This is a genomic window from Collimonas humicola (genome assembly GCF_018304945.1).
GTDB lineage: Bacteria > Pseudomonadota > Gammaproteobacteria > Burkholderiales > Burkholderiaceae_D > Collimonas > Collimonas humicola.
On record NZ_JAGQEE010000001.1, the window covers coordinates 588508 to 612420 of the forward strand.

A 23913-nucleotide genomic window follows, 5' to 3' on the forward strand; every position below is an offset into this window, starting at 1 on the left:
TTGCAGTAATTTTTTGCTGTAATTCGTCGCAATGGTTCTTGCAAAGATCCAGGCCCATTAAAGTTAATGATGTTGTTTTGCTGGCAAGCGGATGTCCGCTGTCCGGTGAAAAGTAACCTTCCTTAGATTCATTTTTCCTATGCCAAATTGGCTTCTCCCTGAAAATATCGCCGACGTCCTGCCGTCCGAGGCGCGCAAGATAGAAGATCTGCGCCGCCTGATCCTGGACAACTTCCGTCTGTACGGCTATGAGCTGGTCATGCCGCCGATGCTGGAATACCTCGAATCGCTGCTGGCCGGCGCCGGCCAGGATACCGATCTGCGCACCTTCAAGCTGGTTGACCAGCTGTCCGGCCGCACCCTCGGCATCCGCGCCGACATGACCACCCAGGTGGCGCGCATCGACGCGCATTTGCTCAATCGCGAGTCGGTGACCCGCCTGTGTTATGTCGGCAGCGTCTTGCATGCCCGCCAGATAGGCTTGCATGCCACCCGCGAGCCTCTGCAGATCGGCGCTGAAATCTACGGTCATCTTGGCCTCGAAGCCGATGCCGAGATCCAGGAACTGGCGCTGGCGACCCTGGCGCTGGCCGGGATTACCCAGGTGCGCCTGGATTTGTGCCATGTTGGCATCTTGCGCACCATCATTGGCGGCGATCATGCCGCCAAGGTCGATGAAAGCGCGCTGGTAGCGTTGCTGGAAGCCAAGGATTTGCCCGGTTTGCGCACCATCAGCGTCGATTACAAGCCGGCCACCCGCGCCGCCTTGCTGGCCTTGCCTGGCTTATACGGCGACGCCAGCGTGCTGCAGCAGGCGCGCCAGGTGCTGCCAGCCTTGCCGGCCATCGCCAAAGCGCTTGACGAACTGGAAACCCTGGCGGAAGCTGCCGGGAAAGATTGCGTCACCGTCGATTTAGCCGATTTACGCGGGTATCATTACGAAAGTGGTTTGATTTTCGCCGCCTATGTGCCCGGTTTGCCGAACGCGATACTGCGCGGCGGCCGCTACGACGTTGGTGCGGCATTCGGCCGTTCGCGGCCGGCGACCGGCTTCTCGATGGATTTGCGAGAGCTGGCAAGACTGATTCCGGTGGCAATCCGCAAGCGCGCGATCCATGCGCCTTGGGGAATTGAAGCAGGTTTGAAGGAAAAGATCGTTGAATTGCGCAAGGCTGGGGAAGTTGTGATCCAGAGTCTGCCCGGCCATGAAAACGATCAAGACGAGTTCGATTGCGACCGCGCGGTCGTACTCGAAAATGGAAACTGGATTATCAAAAATTTGGACTAAGTGATGTTACAGAAAAGCACCGCAAAAAACGTCGTTGTGATTGGCACCCAATGGGGCGACGAAGGAAAAGGCAAGATCGTTGACTGGCTGACCGATCACGCACAAGCAGTTGTGCGTTTTCAGGGCGGCCATAACGCTGGCCATACATTGGTCATCGGCGGTCACAAGACTGCGTTGCAGCTGATCCCGTCCGGCATCATGCGCCCAGGCGTGGCCTGCTACATCGGCAATGGCGTGGTGCTGTCGGTGCCTGACCTGCTGCGCGAGATCGACAAGCTGCAGGCCGCCGGCGTCGAAGTGGCGTCGCGCCTGAAGATATCCGAAGCTTGCCCGATCATCCTGCCTTACCACACCGCACTCGATGCGGCGCGCGAAGCGGCGCGTGGCGATGCCAAGATCGGCACGACCGGCAAGGGCATCGGCCCGGCCTATGAAGACAAGGTTGCCCGTCGCGCCATCCGCGTGGCCGACCTGCTCAACGAAGAGCGTTTTGCAGAAAAGCTGAAAGCCAATCTGGAATACCATAATTTCGTCCTCACCAATTACCTGAAGGCGCCGGCTGTCGACTATCAAAAGACGCTGGACGACGCCCTGGCAACCGTGGAGCGCCTGCGGCCGATGGTCGCTGACGTGTCGAGCGACCTGTACGCCGCCCACAACAACGGCGCCAGCCTGTTGTTCGAAGGCGCGCAGGGCAGCCTGCTGGACGTCGACCACGGCACTTACCCGTTCGTCACATCGAGCAACTGCGTGGCCGGCAACGCCGCTGCCGGCAGCGGCGTCGGTCCGAACATGCTGCACTACATCCTGGGCATCACCAAGGCGTACACCACGCGTGTCGGCTCCGGTCCGTTCCCGTCCGAACTGCCGACCGACCAGGGCGTCGGCAAGCATCTGGCCAGCGTCGGCCACGAGTTCGGCACCGTCACCGGCCGCGCCCGCCGCTGCGGCTGGTTCGATGCCGCCTTGCTCAAGCGTTCGGTGCAGATCAATGGCGTTTCCGGCATGTGCCTGACCAAGCTGGACGTGCTCGATGGCCTGGAGACACTGAAGCTGTGCACCGGCTACACGCTCAACGGCAAGACCGTGGATATTTTCCCGGTCGGCGCTGAAGAAGCGGCGCTGTGCCAGCCTATCTACGAAGAAATGCCAGGCTGGAGCGAGTCGACGGTCGGCGCCAAATCGATGGATGCCTTGCCTGCCACCGCCCGTGCCTACATCAAACGTATCGAAGAATTGGTAGGCGTGCCTATCGATATGGTCTCGACCGGTCCTGACCGTGAGGAAACCATCGTTCTGCGCCACCCATTTAAATAAAAACAATATGAATAAATCTGATGACAAGCACCTGTGGGTGTCGTGGGATGAGTATCACCGCATCATTGAAAAACTGGTCCTGAATGTTCACGCCTCCGGCTGGCAGTTCGATCAGGTGCTGTGTCTGGCGCGCGGCGGCCTGCGTCCGGGCGACGTGTTCTCGCGTATTTTCGATGTGCCGCTGGCGATCCTGTCGACCAGCTCATACCGCGAAGAGGCCGGCACGGTGCGCAGCGAGCTTGATATCGGCAAGCACATCACCATGAGCCGCGGCGCCCTGGCGGGCCGCGTGCTGGTGGTAGACGACCTAGTCGATTCTGGCGTCACGCTGGACAAGGTCTTGCATCACCTGAAAGAAAACTATGCGCCGGTGACGGAGGTCAAGTCGGCAGTGATCTGGTGGAAGGCGTGTTCTACGCTGAAACCGGATTTCTACGTCGACTACCTGCCGACCAATCCGTGGATTCATCAGCCGTTTGAAGAATACGACAGTTTGCGTCCACATCAGCTGGAAGCATGGAGTAGAAAGGGCGTATCGAGGTAATCGAGCGTGCTGAATAAAAAGCCCCGTTAGCTGATGCAACGGGGCTTTTTTACGCCCATGCCTAGCGTCCCAGGCTGACCCAGCTGGCATCCTGCGCATGGCTGCGCAGCACTGCCTCGATGAATTCCATGCCTTGCACACCATCCTTGACGGTAGTCAGGAAGCGGCTATGGTCGGGGATAGATCGGCCGTCGTTCAGTGCCGAGATCTGCTGGGCAGCGTCGACGTAGAGCTGGGCAAACGCTTCCAGATAGCCTTCCGGATGGCCGGCCGGCACGCGGGTGGCGTGCGCCGCGGCCTGGCCCTGTGCGCGGCCGCGCGTGAGGCATTGCGCCTGGCCGCCTTGCGGCGTGAGCCACAGCTGGTTCGGGTGCTCCTGGTCGAACGCCAGGCTGGCCTTGCTGCCGTACAGGCGCAGCCGCAGCGCGTTCTCGCAGCCGGTGGCGACCTGGCTGGCCCACAGCGTGCCGCGCGCGCCGTTGGCGTAACGCAGCATCACTTGTACATGATCATCGACCAGGCGTCCCGGCACAAAAGTATGCAGTTCGGCCAGCAGCTGGGTCGGCGTCGCGCCGCTGACGTATTGCGCCAGCTGGTAGGCGTGGCTGCCGACATCGCCCAGGGTGCCTGCCGGGCCGTTGCGCGCGGGATCTGAGCGCCAGCCGAGCGCCGCCGGATCTTGCGTGCCGTCCTCGGCGGCGGCAGCAGCGGCGGGGATTTCATCGGCCAGCCAGTCTTGGGAATACTCCACCTGCAGCAGGCGCAATTCACCTAGCGCGCCCGACTCAACCAGTTCCTTGGCGTGGCGCACCATCGGGTAGCCGGTATACGTATGGGTAAGGGCGAACACCAGGTTCTTGCGTTGCGCCAGGGCTGCCAGCGCTTGCGCCTCTTGCAGCGAAACGGCGAGCGGCTTGTCGCAGATGACGTGGATGCCGGCTTCCAGGAAAGCGGTGGCGACCGGCGCGTGCAGGTGATTGGGAGTGACAATGGCTACCACGTCGATGCCGTCCGGGCGGGCGGCTTCGCGCTGCGCCATGTCGCGATAATCGGCATAGCTGCGGCTGCGGTCCAGGCGTATCGCGGCGGCGCTGGACGCCGCTCGCAGCGGGTTGCCGGACAGCGCTCCCGCCACCAGTTCGTAATGGTCGTCCAGCCGTGCAGCCATGCGGTGCACGGCGCCGATGAAAGCGCCGTCGCCGCCGCCCACCATGCCCAGGCGCAAACGCCGTGGCAGCCTGGTTTCCTGCTTGCCGTGATTGATGCCCATGTCTAGTCCAATCCTAATAGTTGTGCAATCTGCGCCGCTTGCACCTGGCTGCCGGCAAAATCGTCGAAGGCGCGCTCGCTGACGCGGATGATGTGGCGGCGGATGAATTCCGCGCCCTCGGCCGCGCCGTCTTCCGGATGCTTCAGCGCGCATTCCCATTCCAGCACAGCCCAGCCGGGGAAATCGTACTGCGCCATCTTGGAAAAAATGGCCTTGAAATCGATCTGGCCGTCGCCCAGGGAGCGGAAGCGTCCGGCCCGTTCCTGCCAGTCGGAAAATCCGCCGTAGACGCCTTGCCGGCCGTCGGGGCGGAACTCGGCATCCTTGACGTGGAAGGCTTTGATGCGCGAGTGATAAATGTCGATGAACGCCAGGTAGTCCAGCTGTTGCAGCAGGAAATGGCTGGGGTCGTACAAGATATTCGCGCGCGGATGGTGGTCGACCGCTTCCAGGAAACGCTCGAAAGTCACGCCGTCATGCAGGTCCTCGCCAGGATGCAGTTCATAACAAAGATCGACGCCGGCCTCGTCGAACGCGTCGAGTACAGGACGCCAGCGGCGCGCCAGTTCGGCGAATGCGGTTTCCACCAGTCCGGCCGGACGTTGCGGCCAGGGATACAGGTAGGGCCAGGCCAGGGCGCCGGAAAACGTGACGTGCGCGCGCAAGCCGAGCCGGCGCGAGGCGATGGCTGCGCAATGCAACTGGTCCACGGCCCAGGCAGTGCGCGCCGCCGCATTGCCGCGCAGCGCCGGCGGCGCAAAGCCGTCGAACAGCAGGTCGTAGGCCGGATGGATCGCCATCAGTTGCCCTTGCAGGTGGGTCGACAGTTCGCTGACCTGCAAACCGTGGCCAGCCAGCATGCCGGCGACATCGTCGCAATAGGCCTGGCTTTGCGCCGCCAGCTCCAGGTTGAACAGGCGCGCGTCGGTAGGCAGCTGCAGCGCCTTGTAACCCAGCGCGGACGCCCACCTGGCCATGTTTTCGAGGGTGTCGAACGGCGCCTTGTCACCCATGTACTGGGCCAGAAACAGGGCCGGACCTAGTATCGTTTTCACGGTGCAATCCTTTCGTGCAGAGCATGCGGAATGTCAGCCGCGCCGGCTCGGCAGCGCGGCCCGGCAATTAAAACGGCGAATCAGGGAAATAGAACTGCTTGGCGTTCTGGTTGGTGATCAGGACCGAAGGAATGATGGTGGTCGCCGGCAGCTTCTCACCCTTGAGGCGGGCTTCGGCGGTCATCTTGATGGCGTCGTAGATGAATTTCGGCGAATACGATACGTCCGCCTTGATCATCTTGTCGCCGTCGATGATTTTCTTGACGGCTCCCTTGGCGCCGGCGCCGCCGAAAATCTCCTTGATGTCGCTGCGCTTGGCCTGGTCGATGGCTTTCTGCACGCCGACCGCCATATCGTCATCCGCCGCCCAGACTGCGTCGATCTGGCGGAAGCGCGTCAGGTAATCCTGCATCACTTTGAAGGCGTCGTCGCGGTTCCAGTTGCCGTATTTAGCGTCGAGGATCTTGATGTCCGGATGTCCTTTCATGACGGCGCTGAAGGCATCGAACCGTTCGTTATCCAGGGTGGTCGGGATGCCGCGCAGCACCACGATGTTGCCCTTGCCGTTGAGCTGCTTGGCCAGGTACTCGGCCGGCAGCTTGCCGAAGGCGGTATTGTCGCCGGCGACATAGGCATCCTGGGCCGCGGTATTGGTCAGTCCGCGGTCGACTACCGTGACATACACACCCTTGCCCTTGACCTGCGCCACCGGCTGGGTAAGCGCAGCCGATTCCAGCGGGAAGATCACCAGGGCGTTGATTTTGTTGACGGTCAGCATGTCCTGCAGCTGGTTGGCCTGTTCCGATGCCGCAGCCGAGGTCTTGACGATGATCTTCAGGTCGGGATGCGCTTTTTCCAATTCTTTCTTGGCTTCGTTGGCCCACCACACGATGCCGGAAGTGAAACTGTGGGTAGCGGTGGGGATGGCGACGCCGAGCGTGACCTTTTCGGCGGCGCAGGCGGGCAGGGCGGCGCCATACGAAAATACGGCCAGTGTCGCCAGGGCAGCGCTTGCCAGCAAGCCGCGATTGAAAATGCGATGGATCGAATGCATGGTATCTCCTCCAGTTGGTGGCGCCGCTATCGGCATCCGGTTTTGAAATTACAAACGACAAACAGCATGACGCCGCCGGCAGGAACCCTCAATGCCGGCCGCGCTGGAAATAAGCTACTGCGATGATGACGACGCCTTGCACCGCGGCGTTCAGGTACACGCTGATGATGCTGGTCAGGTTAAGGATATTGCTGATCACGGACAGCAGGATCGCTCCCACCACGGTGCCGACGATGCGGCCGGAGCCACCCTTGAGCGCGGTGCCGCCAACCACCACGGCGGCAATCGCTTCCAGCTCCCACAGCAGGCCGGTGGTAGGCGACGCTGAGCCCAGGCGCGGCACGTACAGCACTGTGGCGATGCCGACGCACACGCCCAGCAGCATGTAGGTGCAGGTCTTGACGAAATCGACCCGGATGGCGGCGTAACGGGCCACCTGTTCATTTGAGCCGATCGCCTGCACGTGGCGGCCGAAAGCGGTGCGGTTCAGGATCAGCGCGCCGCCCAGCGCCACCGCCAGGAACACCCAGATCGGGATCGGGACGCCCAGCAGGTTGGTGTAGTAGACCGGGCTGTACAGGTCCGACAGCTGGTTGTCCAGCGTCAGCGCACCGCCATCGGCCAGGTAAGTCAGCACCGAGCGGAAGATGCCCAAGGTCCCGAGCGTGACGATGAATGCCTCGATCTTGCCCTTGGTGATCAGCAAGCCGTGCAGCAGGCCGAAGGCCAGGCCAAGCAGCAGCGCCATCGCGATGCCGGTCGCGACGACGGCCAGCGGCCCGAGGACGCCTGCGCCCACCAGCATGTTCATGAAATAAATCATGCTGCCGGCAATCAGCGCAGCCATGGAACCGACGGACAGGTCGATGCCGCCCGAAATGATGACAAACGTCATGCCGACCGCAATGATGCCGATGAAAGCGGTGCGGGTCAGCACGTTCATCAGGTTGTCGATGGTGGCGAAATCGCCGTTGAGCAAGGTGCCGGCGATGCACAGGCCGGCCAGCCCGAGCACCGGGCCCAGCCCCTTCAGATGGTTGAGGTGCTGGAAAAACCGGGCGGATGCGCGGAAATCAACGGGTGCCGGTAGCATGGGAAATCAACTCCTCTTCGGTCAGCTGGTCGCTGGCCAGCGTGGTTTGCACAACGCCCGCGCGCATGACGGCGACGCGATGGCACAGGCCGATCAGTTCGATCAGTTCGGATGAAATGACGATCACCGCCCGGCCTTCGGCGGCCAGGCGCTGGATCAGGAAATAGATGTCGCGCTTGGCGCCGACGTCGACGCCGCGGGTCGGCTCGTCCAGGATGACGACGCGCGGATCGGCATGCAGGTATTTGGCCAGCGCCAGCTTTTGCTGGTTGCCGCCGGACAGCATGCGCGCCTTCGCTTGCGGGTTGCCGGTGCGGATGCTGAAGTCCTGGATGGCGCGGGCGAGCGCCTGTTTTTCCGCCCGCAGGTCGAGCAGGGGATGGCTGTAGCGCTCCAGCGTCATCAGGGTGAGGTTTTCGCGCAGGCCGAGATCGACATGCAAGCCTTTGCCCTTGCGGTCTTCGCTCAGGTAAGTCAGGCCGTGCTGCATGGCTTGGCGCGGGCTGCGCAGGTCCAGCTGCTCGCCGCCGATGGCGATGCGGCCGCCGCTGCGCGGGCGCAGGCCGATCAGCGCTTCCATGGCTTCGGTGCGGCCGGCCCCGACCAGCCCGGCAAAACCGAGGATTTCGCCGGCGCGCACTTCAAAGCCGAGGTCCGGAATCCAGCCCGGCACCGCCAGGTTTTCCACCTTGAGCAGGACCGGCGCATCCGCCGCCGGCAGCGTCTTGGGCGGGAACATGTCCGACACGTCGCGTCCTACCATCAGGTTCGCCATCTGGTGGCGGTCCAGGCTGGCGGTCGGTTCGCGGGTGATGAAGCGGCCGTCGCGCATGATGATGACTTCATCCGTGTGTTTTTCGATCTCGTCGAGCTTGTGCGAGATGTAAATGATGGTGACGCCTTGCTGCTTGAGCTGCGCCATCAAGGCAAACAGCCTGTGCGTCTCGCTCGAGGTCAGGGTCGCGCTGGGTTCGTCCATGATCAGCAGGCGCGCCTTGCGCGACAGGGCTTTGGCAATTTCCACCAGCTGTTTTTCGGCGACGATCAGGGCGCTGACCTTGGTGTCCGGATCCAGGTCGAGGCCGACCTGGGCCAGGCAGGCCGCCGCTTCGCTGCGCATGGCGGCGTCATCCAGCAGCCAGCCCTTGTGTTTCTCATGGCCTAGGAAAATGTTCTGGGCGATGGTCAGGTGCTCAGCGAGGTTGAATTCCTGATGGATCAGGACGATGCCGCAATCCTCGGCCTGGCGCGAACCGGTGAAATGGCGGCTCTCGCCGTCGATGACCAGTTCGCCTTCGGTGATGCTTTCATAACCGGCCAGTATCTTCATCAAGGTCGATTTGCCGGCGCCGTTTTCGCCCAGCAAGCCGTAGACCCGGCCCAGCTCAAGGTCGAAACTGACGCCGTGCAGCACACGCACCGCGCCAAAATCCTTGCGGATATTCTCGAAGCGGACGGCGACGCTCATGGTCAGCTGCTTTCTCTCTGGACCAGCCGGTGGGGCAGCAGCACGCCTTGCACCATTGCCTCCGGGTCCGCCAGCCGCTGCAGCAACAGCTGCGCGGCGGTTTCACCGAGGGCGCGCATGGGCTGGGCGATGGTGGTCAGGGCCGGCCAGGTTTGCGCGGCGATGGCGATATCGTCGAAGCCCACCACGGCGACATCATCCGGAACCCGTTTGTTCAACTGGCGCAGGGCGCTCAGGGCGCCGATGGCCAGCGTGTCCGACACAGCGAAGACGGCGCTAGGCGCTTCCGGCTGCGCCATCATCTGCAGCGTGGCGTGTTTGCCGGCGTCGTAGTCCAGGCTGTCGACCTGTCGCCGCCATTCCTGGCGTGCCGGCAATCCGGCTGCCTGCAAGGCGTCGAGATAACCGCGCTGGCGCTCGCGCGCGTAGCGGTAGCGCTGGTCCGAATTGATCAGGCCGATCCGGGTGTGGCCGCGGGCGATCAGGTGGCGTACGGCGTCGCCGGCGGCGCGGTAATTGTCGACGCCGACATACGGCACGGCGATTCCGGGGTCGAATTCGCAGCAGGCGACCCATGGCAGGGTGTTCGATTCGTTGGCCAGTGCATGCTGCACGGTGTCGGGGTCGAGGCAGATTGCGCCGTCGGCGCGGTGCGTGCGCAACAGGTCGAAGTAGGCGCTTTCACGTCCGGCTTCGGCGCCGGTATCGCACAGCATGACGAAGTAGCCGTGCTCGCGCGCGACGCAGTCGATGCCGCGCACGATCTCTGAATAAAACGGGTTGCCGACGTCCGGCACCATGGTCAGCAGCAGGCGGCTGGCGGCGGTGCGCAAGTTGCGCGCCAGGTGGTTCATGCGATAGCCCAGCGCTGTCACGGAGGCCATGACCTTGTCGCGGGTCCCGGGCCGAACGCCATCCATGTCGTTCATGACGCGTGACACGGTAGCCACCGATACGCCGGCATGCAGGGCGACAGCGGAGATCGAGGCGGACGTGGTTTTAGGCGGCATGGGGGAATTCGTTTGCTGTGGCTAATTTAAATGTAATCGATTACATTTGCTTTATACCTGCTCGTTGCATGGATGGCAAGATGAATCCATGCTGTGATGCAGCATCGAAACTGGACTTGGCCGGACTTGGCCGAACTTGGAAAAGAGAAGGAGGGAGAGAGCCGAAGTGCAGGAAAGGAAGCTGGAGAAACAAAACCGGGGCATCACCGTGGTCAAGCAAAACAAACAAAAAAAGGATATGTCTATGAGCAGCATTGCAAGCCGCAGCATCGTCGCAACGCCATTCGAACAGCACCCGCAGACCTGGCGCGCCGTCATTTCATCGTCCATCGGCAACGCGCTGGAATGGTTCGATGTCTTGCTGTACAGCGCCATGGCGGTCACCATCGCCAAACTGTTTTTCCCGACAGCGAACCAGACCGTTTCGCTGCTGATTACCTTTGCCACCTTCGGTGTTTCGTTTTTCATGCGGCCGCTGGGCGCGGTGGTCATCGGCGCCTATTCTGACCGGGTCGGCCGCAAGGCTGCCTTGACGCTGTCGATCCTGCTGATGATGATCGGCACTTTGCTGATCGCCATCATGCCGACCTATGCCCAGATCGGCTTGTGGGCGCCGGCGGGCATTGTCGTGGCGCGCTTGCTGCAAGGTTTTTCCGCCGGCGGCGAATTCGGCAGCTCGACCGCTTTCCTGGTGGAGCACGCGCCGCACCGGCGCGGCTTCTTTTCCAGCTGGCAGGTCGCCAGCCAGGGGCTGAGCATCGTGCTGGCGGCGCTGGCCGGGGCGCTGCTGTCGTCGCAGCTCTCCGTCGAACAGCTGGAATCCTGGGGCTGGCGCTTGCCGTTTTTCTTTGGCTTGCTGATCGGGCCGGCCGGCTATTACATCCGCAAGAACCTGGAAGAGTCGCCTGAATTCGCCCAGGCCGACGCTACCCGCACGCCGCTGCGCGACATCGTGGCCAGCCAGAAGATGCGGCTGCTGATCGGTTCCGGCAGCGTCATCATGGCTACCGTGTCGGTCTACCTGGTGGTCTACATGCCGACCTATGCGGTCAAGCAGCTGGGCATGACGTCGACCGCTTCGTTCAGCGCCACGATCCTGGCCGGCCTGATCATGCTGCTGTTCTCGCCGGTGGTCGGCCAGCTCTCCGATAAATATGGACGCACTCCCTTCATGCTGGGCAGCAGCGTGCTGTTCGTGCTGCTGACTTATCCCTTGTTCTCCTGGCTGTCGTTTAATCCGAGCTTCATCAACCTGCTGCTGGTGCAAGGCGCGATCGGCCTGCTGATGACCATGTATTTCGCCTCCATGCCGGCGCTGCTGTCGGATATTTTCCCGGTCCAGACCCGGGGCACCGGCATGTCCCTGAGCTACAACATCGCGGTGATGATTTTCGGCGGTTTCGCCGGCATGACGATCACCTGGCTGATCGCCGTTACCGAGAACAAGCTGGCGGTGACCTTCTATGTCATCGGCGGCGCGTTATTGAGCGTGATTGCCACGCTTGCAGCGCGTTACAAGTTGCGCCTGCGCTAACGCTCCGCGCGGCCCGTCCGGGAAATGCATGGCAGTCAACGCCGGTGCTGCCTGCCTGCCATGCAAAAAATATTCGATAAAAAAAATAAACGAAAAAATGTTTCTAAATTATCCGATTCATGTCTACAATAAGGAAAGAGAAAGTAGCGGCATCTACATAAACGGAGATAAGACATGATTAATGCAGCGGTATTCGGCGCCGGCCGTATCGGCAAGATCCATGCTGGCAACCTGGTGTCGCAGCCCGGCGCCAGGCTGAAATATGTGTGCGACGTGAATGCGCAGGCAGCGCAAGAATTGGCGGCGCAGCACGGTGCGCAGGTAGGCGACATCGACAGTGCGCTGGCGGACCCGAGCATCGGCGCGGTGCTGATCGCCTCCAGCACCGATACCCACGCAGACCTGATCATGCGCGCGGCGGCGGCAGGCAAGGCGATCTTTTGCGAGAAGCCGGTCGACCTGACGCTGGAACGCGCCAAGGCATGCGCGCGCGCGGTGGCGGACGCCGGGGTGACTTGCATGATCGGTTTCCAGCGCCGTTTCGATCCTACCTTCGATGCACTGAAAACGCGTCTGGCGGCCGGCGAGATCGGCGATCCGGAAATGCTGATCGTCACCAGCCGCGATCCTGGTGCACCGCCAGTCTCCTACATCAAAAGCTCGGGCGGCATTTTCAAGGACATGCTGATCCACGATTTCGATATTTTCCGCTGGATACTGGAAGACGAAGCGGTCAGCATTTCCGCTACCGGCAGCTGCCTGACCGACCCGGCGATTGCCGAAGCCGGCGACATCGATTGCGCCGCCGTCACCATCCGCAGCCGCCGCGGCCGTTTATGCCAGATCAACACCAGCCGCCGCGCCGCCTATGGCTACGACCAGCGCTTTGAAGTGCTCGGCAGCAAAGGCATGCTGCAGGCAGGCAATCACAAGCCGACCGAGGTGATCGCCGCCAGCGGCCACCACGTCAGCCAGGACAAGCCGGAGCACTTTTTCCTGGAGCGCTATCGCGCGGCCTATGCCCGCGAGATTGCCCATTTCTTTGATGCGGTGGTCAACAAGGTTGCGGTGCGCACCACCATCGAAGACGGCGTCAAGGCGCTGGAACTGGCCGAGGCGGCGACATTGTCCTGGCGTGAAAACCGTACCATCGAGCTGAGCAAATGAGCCCATCATCACACCATGCGCCAATACTGAAGGTCGGGATCGTCGGCCTCGGCAGGCTAGGGCGCCGCCACGCAGAAAATCTCATGTCGCGCGTCGCCGGCGCCACACTGGTTGCGGCCTGCAGCCCGTTGCAAAGCGAACTCGAATGGGCGCGCGATACCTTGCAAGTGCCTTATCTATATGAAGACTATGCGGCGTTGCTGGCGCATGAAGGTCTGGATGCCGTGTTCCTGGTAACGCCGACATCCCTGCATCCGCAGCAGATCATCCAGGCTTTGCAGGCCGGCAAGCACGTGTTTTGCGAAAAACCGCTGTCGCTCGACCTGGAGGATTGCCGCCGCGTTGAAGCTGAAGCGGCGCGGCATCCGCAACTGCAGGTCATGATCGGCTTTGTGCGGCGCTTCGACGCCAGCTACCAGGACGCTTACAAGAAAATCCAGCAAGGAGCCATCGGCTCGCCGTTCATGGTGTATTCGCAAACCTGCGACCAGCATGATCCGGACGGTTTCTTCGTCAAGTTCGCGGCTACCAGCGGCGGCATATTCCTCGACTGCAGCGTGCACGATATCGACCTGGCGCGCTGGTTGCTGGGCAATCCGCAGCCGGTCCGGGCCTACGCCAGCGGCACCCGCGCCATCCACCAGGATCTGCAACAGTTCCAGGATGTCGACAACGGCGTCGCCATCTGCGAGTTCGACAACGGCAAGCTGGCTACTTTCTATGCCTCGCGCACCATGGCGCACGGACATGACACCATGACCGAAATCACCGGTACGGCAGGGCGCCTGACCGTAGGCAGCAATCCGCGCAGGAACCGTCTGGAAATAGCCGATGCGCATGGCGTTCGCAATGAGTGCCTGCCCAGCTTCTTTGAGCGCTTTGAAGATGCTTTCCTGACCGAGATCACCAGCTTCGTGGAGGCGATACGGCAACGGCGCAAGCTCGACCTGACATTGGCCGACGCCACCGAGGCGACCCGGATCGGCATTGCCTTGCGCGAATCGCTGCTGTCAAAGCAGCCGGTGTTGCTGTGAAACCGCTGCAAGCGGCGCTTGCAGCGACATCCGCTCAGGCGCGATAGTTGTTAGTTGTCGGATTAGTTATCCGATGGGGCAGCTGAAAACAGGAGGGTGAGGCGGGGCGCTGTAATCCTCTTGTTATTTATTCATCGTAACCTTCGATTGCGCCGGTTTCCTCGACATTGAGCTCCAGCCTGTAAGCCAGGGCAATGAACAGGGCCTGGCACAAGCACATGGCATTGGTCAGCGAGCGAAACGCAAATGCGCTGCCTTCTTTCACCGTCAGCAAGACCGACGCGTGCCTGGCCAGCGGACTCAGCTGGCTGTCGGTAATCACCAGCGACTTGGCCTGGTGATGATGGGCCAGCCGGACGCAAGCCTGGGTTTCCTTGCCATAGGGCGTAAAGCTGATGGCAATCACGACGTCATTCTTGCCGATGCTGCGGATCTGTTCGCGGATCATGCCGCCCAGTCCGGACAGCAGGTGCACGCGCTTGTTCGTGTGCTGCAAGGCGTACACGATGTAGCTGGCGATCGGGAACGAGCGCCGCACCCCGATCACATAGATGTTTTCCGCCTTCTGCAGCAGCTTGACGGCTGCATCGAACTGCGTGTCGTCCATGCCATTGAGAAGCTCGTCCAGCCCGCTGCGGCTGGCAGCGATGAATTCGCGCGCCATCGAGCCGCTGGTGAGCGGCGTCGGTTTGGCGTCGATCAGCTTGCGTATGCGCTGCTGGTAATTTTGCGACGGAATCGCTTGCGCCGTATAGGCATCGCGGAAAACCGCCTGCATCTCGCTGAAGCCGCTGAAGCCGAACTGCTTGGCAAAGCGTACGATGGCGGAGGGCTGCACCTGGCAATGCTCGGCAATGTCGCTGATCCGCTCCAGCATCAGGCTGCTGCGATGCTGCTCCACGTAGGTGGCGATGAGCTTCAGCTGGCGCGAGAGCGTGGCGTACTGTTCTGCGATTTGCAACATCAACTGGTCGACAGTCGGGGTGTCTGCCATGGCTTGCTTTCTGTGTATATATCGTCGGGCAATTATAAAGTTATTTCATGTGTTGAATGCAAAACATGAAAATAAAATTCTAAATTAAATTTAATTGAAAAAAACGTTGCATATTGAATCCGCTTGTTCTATTGTTTATTGCCGACGTTGAAGATCGGCCTGGATCAACCTGGATTCACCATAGATAAAACAACAATGGAGATGACTATGCAACGACTCGGATGCAAAGGCCTGTCGAAGGTCTTGATGGTGGCGGCGCTGGCGATGGGCTTGGGCGCGATGAGCAACGGTTATGCAGCCAATGAAAAGTTTGTCCTGATCAGTCATGCGCCGGATTCCGACTCCTGGTGGAACACCATCAAGAACGCCATCAAGCAGGCCGGCGAGGATTTCAACGTTACTGTCGATTACCGCAATCCGCCGAACGGTGACCTGGCCGACATGTCGCGCCTGATCGAGCAGGCTGCAGCCCGCCATTACGATGGCGTGATCGCCAGCATCGCCGATTTCAGCGTGCTGAAAAAGGCCATGGAAAATGTCACGGCTAAGAAAATCCCGCTGGTCACCATCAATTCCGGCACCCAGAAACAAAGTGAAGAGCTGGGCGCCATCATGCATGTAGGCCAGCCGGAATACGATGCGGGCCATGGCGCCGGAGAAAAAGCCAAGGCGGCAGGCATCAAATCTTTCCTGTGCGTCAATCATTACGCCACCAACCCGTCTTCCTTCGAACGCTGCCGCGGCTTTGCCGATGCCATCGGCGTCGACTACAAGAAAGCCACGCTGGATGCCGGCCAGGATCCGACCGGCATCGAAAGCAAGGTCAGCGCTTATCTGCGCAACAACCCTGGCACCCAGGCGGTGCTGGCGCTGGGACCTGATTCGGCCTCGCCAAGCTTGCGCGCGCTGCAAAAGATGGGCTTGAAAGGCAAGATGTGGTTCGCCACCTTCGACCTCTCCGAAGAAATCTCCAAGGGCATCAAGGACGGCTCGGTGCAGTTCGCCATCGACCAGCAACCCTATCTGCAAGGCTATATCCCGGTCGCCGTGCTGGCCATCATGACGCAGGACAAGATTACCGATGTCGCTGCGATCCAGGCCAAGCTGAAAGCCAATCCGAAATTCCAGGCGCGCCTGGCTGAATATGGCCTGGCGCCGATCTACGGTCCGCGCCACATCAGTTCCGGCCCGGGTTACATCACCAAGGACAATCTGGATAAAGTATTGAAATACGCAGGCCAATATCGTTAATCAATCTCGCTAGCCAAGCCAATCTATCGTGTTTCCTGCCTGGCTGCCCCGGGGCGGCCAGGCGGCAATTCCGGGGCGGCCGGCCCAGGCGCAGCTGCGCCCGCAGAATCCCGCAACACCCCACAAGAGCCGCCAGTCTGAGGTTTCACTACTGGCCAAAACAAGCAGGAGATATAGTCATGAATTCAAGCAGTGCGCACGCTGACAAGCTGCATGCCGACGGCAATAGCCCGGCGCCGCAGAATCTCGTTCCGCAGGACGAGCGGGTCCGCAAGGAAGGTTCCTTGAAGCGCTTCCTAGGCCGGCCGGAATTTGCCTCGCTGGCCGGCGCCATCCTGGTGTTCATCGTTTTCGGTTTTGCCGCCGGCGATTCGGGCATGTTCAACCTCGACGGCGTCATCAATTGGATGCAGGTGGCGGCCTACCTCGGCCTGATATCGATCGGCGCCTGCGTGCTGATGATCGCCGGCGAGTTCGATTTGTCGATCGGCTCCATGATCGGCTTCGCCGGCATGATGGTGGCGATTCCCACCGTGTATTTTCACTGGCCGTTCTGGCTGGCCGTCATGTTCGCCTTTGCCGGTTCGATGGCGCTGGGCTGGCTGAACGGGTACCTGGTGGTCAAGACCCGGCTGCCGTCTTTCATCGTGACGCTGGCCTTCATGTTCATTCTGCGCGGCCTGACGCTGGCGCTGTCGATCATGTTTGCCAACCGCACCATCGTCAGCGGCGTCGGCGACCTGGCGGCGCAGGACTGGCTGGGCAGCTGGCTGTTCACCGGCAACCTCGGCAGCGGCTTGTTCCACTGGATGGCTACGCAAGGTTGGATTGCGACGGCTGCCAGCGGCCAGCCGCTGGTCGGCGGCATCCCCAAGGTGATCGTCTGGTGGCTTGTGCTGGCGCTGGGGGCAAGCTTCGTGCTGGCGCGCACCCGTTTCGGCAACTGGATCTTCGCCGTCGGCGGCGACGCCAATGCCGCCAAGAACGTCGGCGTGCCGGTCAAGCGCGTCAAGACCTCGCTGTTCGTATTTACCGCTTTCTGCGCCTGCCTGTTTGCGGTGCTGCAGGTGGCCGATGTCGGCTCCGCCGCGGCTGACCGCGGCCTGCAAAAGGAATTCGAAGCCATCATCGCCGCGGTCATCGGCGGGGCCTTGCTGACCGGCGGCTACGGTTCGGTGATCGGCGCCTGCTTCGGCGCACTGATCTTCGGCGTGGTGCAGATCGGCATTACCTACACCAATCTCAATTCCGACTGGTTCCGCGTCTTCCTCGGCGTCATGCTGCTGGTAGCCGTGCTGTTCAATAATTATGTCCGTCGCCGCGTGACGGAAGCGAGGTAATCATGGATGACACTATTCTGGCGCTGGAAAACGTCAGCAAGTATTTCGGCTCGGTGATCGCTTTGCAGAATGTCACCTTGCGTCTGCGGAAAGGCGAGGTGCATTGCCTGCTGGGCGACAACGGCGCCGGCAAGTCGACCCTGATCAAGACCCTGGCCGGGGTGCACAAGCCGTCCGAAGGGCAGTACCTGGTCGACGGCCAGCCTGTTTCCTTCAATTCGCCGAAAGAGGCGCTGGATGTCGGCGTCGCCACTGTCTACCAGGACCTGGCGCTGGTGCCCTTGCTGTCGGTGGCGCGCAATTTCTTCATGGGCCGCGAGCCGACCAAGAAAGTGTTCGGCATCACCGTCATGGATATCAATTACGCGGCGGAGACGGCGCGCGCCAAGCTGGCGGAAATGGGCATCATGGTGCGCGATCCGCATCACGCCATCGGCACCATGTCCGGCGGCGAAAAGCAATGCCTGGCGATCGCCCGCGCCATCCACTTCGGCGCCCGCGTGCTGATTCTCGATGAGCCGACCGCGGCGCTGGGGGTCAAGCAGTCCTTCAATGTGCTGAAGCTGATCCACAAGGCGCGCGAACGCGGCATTTCGGTGATTTTCATCACCCACAATGTGCATCACGCCTATCCGATCGGCGATTCCTTCACTTTGCTCAATCGCGGCAAGTCGATGGGGACCTTCACCAAGGACAATGTCAGCAAGGATGAAGTGCTGGACATGATGGCCGGCGGCGCAGAAATGCAGACGCTGATGAATCAGTTAGAAGGCATCCAGGTTTAAAGGAATACCACATGCAACATACCAACAACAAATTTGCCGCAGGCCGCAAGCTCGACGTCATCTGCATCGGCCGCCTGGCGGTCGACCTGTATGCGCAGCAGATCGGCGCGCCGCTGGCCGATGTCGCCAGCTTCGCCAAGTACCTGGGCGGCTCGTCCGCCAACATCGCATTCGGCTGCGCCCGGCTGGGCTTGAAATCGGCGATGCTGGCGCGGGTCGGCGATGAACACAACGGCCAGTTCCTGACCGCGGCGCTGGCGGCGGAAGGTTGCGATGTCAGCCATGTCACGGTCGATCCGGAACGGCTGACGGCGCTGGTGATGCTGGGCCTGAAGGATAAAGACACCTTCCCCTTGATTTTCTATCGCGACAACTGCGCCGACATGGCGCTGGCGGAAGAGGATATCGACGAAGCGTTCATCGCCTCGAGCAAGGCGCTGCTGATTACCGGGACCCATTTCTCCACCGGGCAGGTGCATCGCAGCGCCAGCCTGGCATTGGACTACGCCCGGCGCCATGACGTCCGCACGGTACTGGATATCGACTACCGCCCGGTGCTGTGGGGGCTGACGCAAAAGGGCGACGGCGAAACCCGTTTCATTGCGAATGATGGCGTCACCGCCCATTTGCAAGGCATCTTGCCGAAGTTCGACCTGGTGGTCGGCACCGAAGAGGAGTTCATGATCGCCGGCGGCGGCCAGGACATCATCGCCTCGCTGCGGGCGGTGCGGGCGATCAGCCAGGCGACGCTGGTGGTCAAGCGCGGGCCGCTTGGCTGCGCCGTAATCCATGGCGCGATCCCGGCAGCGCTGGACCAGGCTTTCAATTACAAAGGCGTGCAAGTCGAGGTGCTGAACGTGCTGGGCGCCGGCGACGCCTTTCTCTCCGGCTTTTTGAAAGGCTGGCTGAATAACGAAGACGACGAAAGCTGCTGCCGCTACGCCAACGCGTGCGGCGCGCTGGTGGTGTCGCGCCATGCCTGTGCGCCGGCGATGCCGACGCCGGTCGAGCTGGCCTATTTCCTGGAACACGCCGAGCGCATGCAGCGGCCCGACCAGGATGCGCATTTGCAGCGCTTGCACCGGGTCACCGTGCCGCGCAAGGCATGGAGCGAGGTCAACGTGTTCGCCTTCGATCATCGCAATCAGTTCTTCGAGCTGGCGCGCGAATTTGGCGGCGGCGCCAGCGAAGCGCGCCTGCCGCAGCTGAAGCAGTTATTGGTGCAAGCGGTGGCCGCCACCGAGCAAGCGCTGGGCCTGCAAGGGAAGATTGGCATCCTGGCGGACGACCGCTATGGCCAGGACGCCTTGAATGCCGCCAGCGGGCGCGGCTGGTGGGTTGGCCATGCGGTCGAGCTGCCGCTTTCCAATCCGCTTCAATTCGATTACGGCAGGTCGATCGGCTCGCATCTGCTGAGCTGGCCGAAGGAACATGTCGTCAAATGCCTGGTGCAGTTCCATCCGGACGATGTGGTTGAAAAGCGCCTGGAACAGGAAGCGCAAATCCGCGCCCTGTACAACGCGGTGCAGGTCAGCGGCCATGAACTGTTGCTGGAAATTATCCCGCCCAAGGATTTGCCGAAAGCAGATGATACGGTGCTGCGCGCCATCAAGCGCCTGTATAACCTGGGCATTTATCCGGAGTGGTGGAAACTGGAATCGATGTCGGAAGGGCAATGGGATGCGATCGACCGCCTGATCGCCGAGCGCGATCCGTATTGCCGCGGCGTGGTGCTGCTGGGACTGGCGGCGCCGGTCGAGGAACTGGCTGCCGGCTTCCGCGCCTCGCGGCATAGCAAGACTTGCCGCGGGTTCATGGTCGGCCGGACGATTTTCCATGAGCCGTCTAAACTCTGGCTGCAGGGACAGATCGATGACGCCACCCTGATTCAGCAAGTGCGGACCACATTCGAGCGGCTGATCGGCGTCTGGCGCGACAGCCGCAGCAAAGGCGGCAACGGCAATCAACAGGAGCGGGCGGCATGAGCACTTACGGCAAAACCATCCGCCTGACCATGGCGCAAGCGCTGGTGCGTTACCTGGCGGCCCTGCGCGTGGCTACCGACGATGGCGAAGCAGCGCTGTTCGGCGGCGTCTTCTCGATTTTCGGTCACGGCAATGTGGCGGGACTGGGCGAGGCCCTGTATCAGCACCGGGAGCAGTTGCCGACCTATCGGGCGCATAACGAACAAGCCATGGCGCACGCCGCCATTGCCTACGCCAAGGCGCATATGCGGCGGCGCATGATGGCGGTCACCAGTTCGATCGGGCCGGGCGCCACCAACCTGTTGACCGCGGCGGCGCTGGCGCATGTCAACCGCTTGCCGGTGCTGCTGCTGCCGGGCGATATATTTGTCTCGCGGCGGCCGGATCCTGTGCTGCAGCAGGTCGAGAATTTCCAGGATGGCGGCATTTCCGCCAACGATGCCTTCAAGCCGCTGTCGCGCTATTTCGACCGCATCTATTACCCGGAGCAGCTGCTGAGCGCATTGCCGCGCGCGATCCAGGTGCTGACCGATGCCGCCCAGTGCGGACCGGTGACATTGGCTCTGCCGCAGGATGTCCAGGCCATGGCTTACGATTATCCGGTGGAATTCTTTGCGCCGCGGACTGTCAGGTTCCGTGCGCAAGCACCGGCGGCGGACGAATTGCAGGCGGCGCTGACGTTGCTGAAGAACGCCCGCCAGCCGCTGATCGTCGCCGGCGGCGGCGTGCTGTACGGCGAAGCGACCGAAGCGCTGCGCAGTTTCGCGGAAAAGCACGGCGTGCCGGTGGCGGAAACCCAGGCCGGCAAGGGCGCCTTGGCCTGGCGCCATCCCTTGCAGCTGGGCGCGCTTGGCGTCACCGGTTCGCCGGCGGCCAATCTGCTGGCCGGCAAGGCCGACGTGGTGATCGCGATAGGCACCCGGCTGCAGGATTTCACGACCGGCTCGCACTCGCTGTTCGGCCAGGCTAAACTTCTCAGCATCAACGTCAATGCGGTCGACGCCATCAAATGGCAGGGTACGCCGATGCTGTCCGATGCGCGCCTTGGCCTGGCGGCCTTGTCGCATGGCTTGCAGGACTGGCGCGCCAGCGCTGCCTGGCATGCGCTGGCGCTGGAACAGGCCAACAGCTGGCGCAGCACGGTCGACTGGATCACCAGCCAGCGCGAAGTCAGCGCACCGGCGCTACCGTATGACGGCGAGGTGATCGGCGCGGTGCAGCGCTCCAGCATCGATTCAACCGTGCATGACATCGTGGTGTGCGCCGCCGGCACCTTGCCGGCCGAATTGCACAAGTTGTGGCGCACTTCGACGCCGGGCGGCTATCACGTCGAGTACGGCTATTCCTGCATGGGTTATGAAATCGCCGGCGGCCTCGGGGTCAAGCTGGCGCAGCCGGACCGCGATGTAATCGTGATGGTGGGCGACGGCAGCTATCTGATGATGAACTCGGAAATCGCCACCTCGGTCATGCTGGACCGCAAGCTGATCATCGTGGTGCTGGACAACCGCGGCTACGGCTGCATCAACCGCCTGCAGCAAGCCTGCGGCGGCGCGCCGTTCAACAATATGCTGGAAGACTGCCTGCAGGGGCCGCTGGGCGCGCCGGCCATCGATTTCGCCGCGCATGCCCGTTCGCTCGGGGCGCTGGCTGAAAACGTCAAGACCATCGCCCAGCTGGAGGCCGCCATGCAAAGGGCGCGCGCCGCCGACCGCACCTACCTGGTGTGCATCGATACCGATCCGGCCCGCACCACCGAAGAAGGCGGCTGCTGGTGGGAAGTGGCGGTGCCGGAAGTGTCGCAGCGCCCGCAGGTGCAAGCGGCGCGGGCAGAGTACGAGCAGGCCCGGCAGCGGCAAAAAGTGTAGCAATAAAAGTGTGACGATCAGCGAAAGAAGACGATGACAAAACCATTTAACGTAAAGATCGGCATCAACCCGATTTCCTGGATGAACGACGATTTGCCGTCGCTGGGCGGCGAGACGCCGCTGGAAACGGCCTTGTCCGAGGGCGCGCAGATCGGCTATCGCGGCTTCGAACTGGGCAACAAGTTTCCCAAGGAACCGGCGGCATTGGCCGCGGTGCTGGGCAAATATAATCTGGAATGCGTCTCAGGCTGGTATTCCGGCCGCCTGGGGACCGGCACGGTGGAAGAGGAAATCGCCGCGGTCGGGCCGCATCTGCGGCTGCTGGCGGAAAACGGTTCCAGGGTGATGGTGTATGGCGAGGTTGCCAATGCCATCCAGGGGCGGCCGGACCCGCTGTACAAGCGCCCGCGCTTCCTCAGCGAGCCCGAGTGGCGGCAATACGCCGACAAGCTGACGGCGTTTGCGCATTTTACCTTGTCGCACGGGGTGCGCCTGTCTTACCACCATCACATGGGCGCCTACGTCGAGACGCCCGCCGATGTCGACCGTTTGATGGCGCTGACCGGTCCTGAGGTCGGCTTGCTGTTCGACAGCGGCCATATCACCTTTGCCGGCGGCGACCCGCTGGCCGTCCTGGAAAAACATATAGATCGCGTGTCGCATGTGCATTGCAAGGATGTGCGGCCGGCAGTGGTGAAGATGGCGCGCAACGGCAACTGGAGCTTTTTGCAAGCCGTGATCAACGGCGCCTTCACGGTGCCGGGCGACGGCGCCATCGATTTCGACGGCCTGTTGCGAGTGCTGCATCGGCATGATTATCAAGGCTGGCTGGTGGTGGAGGCAGAGCAGGATCCGGCGGTGGCGCCAAGCTATCAATACGCCGACATGGGCTATCGCCATCTGGCAGCGCTGGTGCGCGAGATCGAAGCCGGCGCCAGGCCGCAGCAGGAGGCCGCATGAGATTGCTGGTCAAGGGGCAACCACAGGGGCGGGAAATCGTCAGCGTCACGCCGCAATCGGCGAACTGGAAATTCGTCGGCTTCGCTGCCTACCGGCTGGCGCCGGAAGAGCGGATCCGCCTTGATAGCGCCGAGCGCGAAATCTGCATCGTGGTGTTGCGCGGCGTTGTCAGCGTGCAGGCAGGCGGCCATGCCTGGAAGGAGATCGGCGAACGTGATAGCGTATTTGATCCGGTTTCGCCTTATTCAGTGTACGTGCCGCGCCGCCATGTGGTGACTGTCAGCGCGCATAAAGATGCTGAAATCGCTGTCTGCAGCGCGCCGGGAAGCAGCGACCGGGATGCGCGCCTGATCGAGCCGGGCTTGGCGACGCGTTCAGTGCGCGGGCACGGCAGCAACACGCGCTATGTCTGCGATATCCTGCCGCAAACGGAAGCAGCAGATCATTTGCTGGTGGTGGAGGTGGTGACGCCAGCCGGGCATTCCTCCAGTTATCCGCCGCACAAGCACGATACCGATAACCTGCCGCAGGAAAGCTTCCTCGAAGAGACTTATTACCATCGCCTCAATCCATCGCAGGGGTTCGCCTTCCAGCGGGTATATACCGACGACCGTTCGCTGGACGAAGCGATGGCGGTCGAGAACCACGATGTGGTCATGGTGCCGCGCGGTTACCATCCGGTGGTGGCGCCGCATGGCTACGACAGCTATTACCTGAACGTGATGGCCGGCCCCAAGCGTGAATGGCATTTCAAAAACGACCCGGCGCATGAATGGATGTTGGTCAAATGACGAGCGGAGCAGGGCTGGCGGGGAGCTTGCGGTAATTTGATTCCGACCCCAATTATTATTTGACTCCGACCCCAATTATTTTTTTATTGCTGCCGTCAAATAATT

At 61.7% G+C, this 23913-nt stretch carries 20 protein-coding genes; 13 read left to right on the forward strand and 7 right to left on the reverse strand.

All coding sequences use genetic code 11. The annotated features are described in order from the left end of the window. Window positions 1-139: 139 nt before the first annotated feature. Genes KHU30_RS02810 through KHU30_RS02820 form a run of 3 tightly spaced genes read left to right on the forward strand, consistent with a single transcriptional unit; the run spans window position 140 to window position 3149 of the window. Window positions 140-1288 carry an ATP phosphoribosyltransferase regulatory subunit gene (locus KHU30_RS02810; RefSeq protein WP_211441111.1) on the forward strand — a complete coding sequence of 383 codons (1149 nt, stop codon included), beginning with the start codon at window positions 140-142 and terminating at the stop codon, window positions 1286-1288. Between the two features lie 3 nt (window positions 1289-1291). Next, on the forward strand, window positions 1292-2605 hold the full coding sequence (locus tag KHU30_RS02815) for an adenylosuccinate synthase (RefSeq protein WP_098497181.1): 1314 nt from the start codon (window positions 1292-1294) through the stop codon (window positions 2603-2605). 7 nt (window positions 2606-2612) lie between these two features. Continuing rightward, window positions 2613-3149, forward strand: a complete 537-nt coding sequence (locus tag KHU30_RS02820) for a phosphoribosyltransferase (RefSeq protein ID WP_211441112.1) — start codon at window positions 2613-2615, stop codon at window positions 3147-3149. A 61-nt stretch (window positions 3150-3210) separates the two neighbouring features. Here KHU30_RS02820 and KHU30_RS02825 read toward each other — a convergent pair whose 3' ends face one another. The 6 genes from KHU30_RS02825 to KHU30_RS02850 form a co-directional block, all read right to left on the reverse strand. Beyond that, window positions 3211-4419: a Gfo/Idh/MocA family protein gene (locus tag KHU30_RS02825; RefSeq protein ID WP_211441113.1), complete on the reverse strand. Its 1209-nt coding sequence runs from the start codon at window positions 4417-4419 to the stop codon at window positions 3211-3213. Between the two features lie 2 nt (window positions 4420-4421). After that, window positions 4422-5474: a sugar phosphate isomerase/epimerase family protein gene (locus KHU30_RS02830; protein WP_211441114.1), complete on the reverse strand. Its 1053-nt coding sequence runs from the start codon at window positions 5472-5474 to the stop codon at window positions 4422-4424. A 67-nt stretch (window positions 5475-5541) separates the two neighbouring features. After that, on the reverse strand, window positions 5542-6528 hold the full coding sequence (locus KHU30_RS02835) for a substrate-binding domain-containing protein (RefSeq protein WP_230427162.1): 987 nt from the start codon (window positions 6526-6528) through the stop codon (window positions 5542-5544). An 88-nt stretch (window positions 6529-6616) separates the two neighbouring features. Further along, entirely contained in the window at window positions 6617-7621 is a 1005-nt protein-coding gene (locus KHU30_RS02840; protein ID WP_211441115.1) for an ABC transporter permease, read from the reverse strand. Beyond that, window positions 7602-9089: a sugar ABC transporter ATP-binding protein gene (locus tag KHU30_RS02845; RefSeq protein WP_211441116.1), complete on the reverse strand. Its 1488-nt coding sequence runs from the start codon at window positions 9087-9089 to the stop codon at window positions 7602-7604. Before KHU30_RS02845 ends, KHU30_RS02840 begins: the two co-directional genes overlap by 20 nt. A 2-nt stretch (window positions 9090-9091) precedes the next feature. After that, window positions 9092-10099 (reverse strand): LacI family DNA-binding transcriptional regulator, encoded by a 1008-nt coding sequence (locus tag KHU30_RS02850; RefSeq protein WP_211441117.1) that lies wholly within the window; start codon window positions 10097-10099, stop codon window positions 9092-9094. 244 nt (window positions 10100-10343) lie between these two features. On the opposite strand from KHU30_RS02850, the gene KHU30_RS02855 reads away from it, so the two are divergent. From KHU30_RS02855 to KHU30_RS02865, 3 genes are all read left to right on the forward strand, one after another. Next, on the forward strand, window positions 10344-11633 hold the full coding sequence (locus KHU30_RS02855; RefSeq protein ID WP_211441118.1) for an MFS transporter: 1290 nt from the start codon (window positions 10344-10346) through the stop codon (window positions 11631-11633). A 174-nt stretch (window positions 11634-11807) separates the two neighbouring features. Beyond that, entirely contained in the window at window positions 11808-12800 is a 993-nt protein-coding gene (iolG, locus tag KHU30_RS02860) for an inositol 2-dehydrogenase (protein ID WP_211441119.1), read from the forward strand. Then, on the forward strand, window positions 12797-13834 hold the full coding sequence (locus tag KHU30_RS02865) for a Gfo/Idh/MocA family oxidoreductase (protein WP_211441120.1): 1038 nt from the start codon (window positions 12797-12799) through the stop codon (window positions 13832-13834). The genes iolG and KHU30_RS02865 overlap by 4 nt, the downstream gene beginning before the upstream one ends. A gap of 127 nt (window positions 13835-13961) precedes the next feature. On the opposite strand, the gene KHU30_RS02870 is transcribed toward KHU30_RS02865, so the two are convergent. Continuing rightward, window positions 13962-14828 (reverse strand): MurR/RpiR family transcriptional regulator, encoded by an 867-nt coding sequence (locus tag KHU30_RS02870; RefSeq protein WP_211441121.1) that lies wholly within the window; start codon window positions 14826-14828, stop codon window positions 13962-13964. Between the two features lie 207 nt (window positions 14829-15035). On the opposite strand from KHU30_RS02870, the gene KHU30_RS02875 reads away from it, so the two are divergent. From KHU30_RS02875 to iolB, 7 genes are all read left to right on the forward strand, one after another. Next, entirely contained in the window at window positions 15036-16079 is a 1044-nt protein-coding gene (locus tag KHU30_RS02875) for a sugar ABC transporter substrate-binding protein (RefSeq protein WP_407928014.1), read from the forward strand. Window positions 16080-16258: 179 nt separating this feature from the next. Further along, window positions 16259-17419, forward strand: coding sequence for an ABC transporter permease (locus KHU30_RS02880; protein WP_230411511.1), 1161 nt, complete (start codon window positions 16259-16261; stop codon window positions 17417-17419). Between the two features lie 2 nt (window positions 17420-17421). After that, the gene (locus KHU30_RS02885; RefSeq protein WP_211441122.1) at window positions 17422-18204 is read left to right on the forward strand and encodes an ATP-binding cassette domain-containing protein; all 783 of its coding nucleotides are present in this window, start codon (window positions 17422-17424) and stop codon (window positions 18202-18204) included. Between the two features lie 11 nt (window positions 18205-18215). Continuing rightward, window positions 18216-20189 carry a bifunctional 5-dehydro-2-deoxygluconokinase/5-dehydro-2-deoxyphosphogluconate aldolase gene (locus KHU30_RS02890; RefSeq protein ID WP_211441123.1) on the forward strand — a complete coding sequence of 658 codons (1974 nt, stop codon included), beginning with the start codon at window positions 18216-18218 and terminating at the stop codon, window positions 20187-20189. Continuing rightward, entirely contained in the window at window positions 20186-22057 is a 1872-nt protein-coding gene (iolD, locus tag KHU30_RS02895) for a 3D-(3,5/4)-trihydroxycyclohexane-1,2-dione acylhydrolase (decyclizing) (RefSeq protein ID WP_211441124.1), read from the forward strand. Before KHU30_RS02890 ends, iolD begins: the two co-directional genes overlap by 4 nt. A gap of 33 nt (window positions 22058-22090) precedes the next feature. Further along, the gene (gene iolE, locus KHU30_RS02900) at window positions 22091-23017 is read left to right on the forward strand and encodes a myo-inosose-2 dehydratase (RefSeq protein WP_211441125.1); all 927 of its coding nucleotides are present in this window, start codon (window positions 22091-22093) and stop codon (window positions 23015-23017) included. Beyond that, on the forward strand, window positions 23014-23808 hold the full coding sequence (gene iolB, locus KHU30_RS02905) for a 5-deoxy-glucuronate isomerase (RefSeq protein WP_211441126.1): 795 nt from the start codon (window positions 23014-23016) through the stop codon (window positions 23806-23808). Before iolE ends, iolB begins: the two co-directional genes overlap by 4 nt. The last annotated feature ends 105 nt before the right edge of the window (window positions 23809-23913 follow it).

Coding starts and splice junctions, on each gene's coding strand:
- KHU30_RS02810 (WP_211441111.1), top strand. CDS start 140: ATGCCAAATTGGCTTCTCCCTGAAAATATCGCCGACGTCCTGCCGTCC.
- KHU30_RS02815 (WP_098497181.1), top strand. CDS start 1,292: ATGTTACAGAAAAGCACCGCAAAAAACGTCGTTGTGATTGGCACCCAA.
- KHU30_RS02820 (WP_211441112.1), top strand. CDS start 2,613: ATGAATAAATCTGATGACAAGCACCTGTGGGTGTCGTGGGATGAGTAT.
- KHU30_RS02825 (WP_211441113.1), bottom strand. CDS start 4,419: ATGGGCATCAATCACGGCAAGCAGGAAACCAGGCTGCCACGGCGTTTG.
- KHU30_RS02835 (WP_230427162.1), bottom strand. CDS start 6,528: ATGCATTCGATCCATCGCATTTTCAATCGCGGCTTGCTGGCAAGCGCT.
- KHU30_RS02840 (WP_211441115.1), bottom strand. CDS start 7,621: ATGCTACCGGCACCCGTTGATTTCCGCGCATCCGCCCGGTTTTTCCAG.
- KHU30_RS02845 (WP_211441116.1), bottom strand. CDS start 9,089: ATGAGCGTCGCCGTCCGCTTCGAGAATATCCGCAAGGATTTTGGCGCG.
- KHU30_RS02850 (WP_211441117.1), bottom strand. CDS start 10,099: ATGCCGCCTAAAACCACGTCCGCCTCGATCTCCGCTGTCGCCCTGCAT.
- KHU30_RS02855 (WP_211441118.1), top strand. CDS start 10,344: ATGAGCAGCATTGCAAGCCGCAGCATCGTCGCAACGCCATTCGAACAG.
- iolG (WP_211441119.1), top strand. CDS start 11,808: ATGATTAATGCAGCGGTATTCGGCGCCGGCCGTATCGGCAAGATCCAT.
- KHU30_RS02865 (WP_211441120.1), top strand. CDS start 12,797: ATGAGCCCATCATCACACCATGCGCCAATACTGAAGGTCGGGATCGTC.
- KHU30_RS02870 (WP_211441121.1), bottom strand. CDS start 14,828: ATGGCAGACACCCCGACTGTCGACCAGTTGATGTTGCAAATCGCAGAA.
- KHU30_RS02875 (WP_407928014.1), top strand. CDS start 15,036: ATGCAACGACTCGGATGCAAAGGCCTGTCGAAGGTCTTGATGGTGGCG.
- KHU30_RS02880 (WP_230411511.1), top strand. CDS start 16,259: ATGAATTCAAGCAGTGCGCACGCTGACAAGCTGCATGCCGACGGCAAT.
- KHU30_RS02885 (WP_211441122.1), top strand. CDS start 17,422: ATGGATGACACTATTCTGGCGCTGGAAAACGTCAGCAAGTATTTCGGC.
- KHU30_RS02890 (WP_211441123.1), top strand. CDS start 18,216: ATGCAACATACCAACAACAAATTTGCCGCAGGCCGCAAGCTCGACGTC.
- iolD (WP_211441124.1), top strand. CDS start 20,186: ATGAGCACTTACGGCAAAACCATCCGCCTGACCATGGCGCAAGCGCTG.
- iolE (WP_211441125.1), top strand. CDS start 22,091: ATGACAAAACCATTTAACGTAAAGATCGGCATCAACCCGATTTCCTGG.
- iolB (WP_211441126.1), top strand. CDS start 23,014: ATGAGATTGCTGGTCAAGGGGCAACCACAGGGGCGGGAAATCGTCAGC.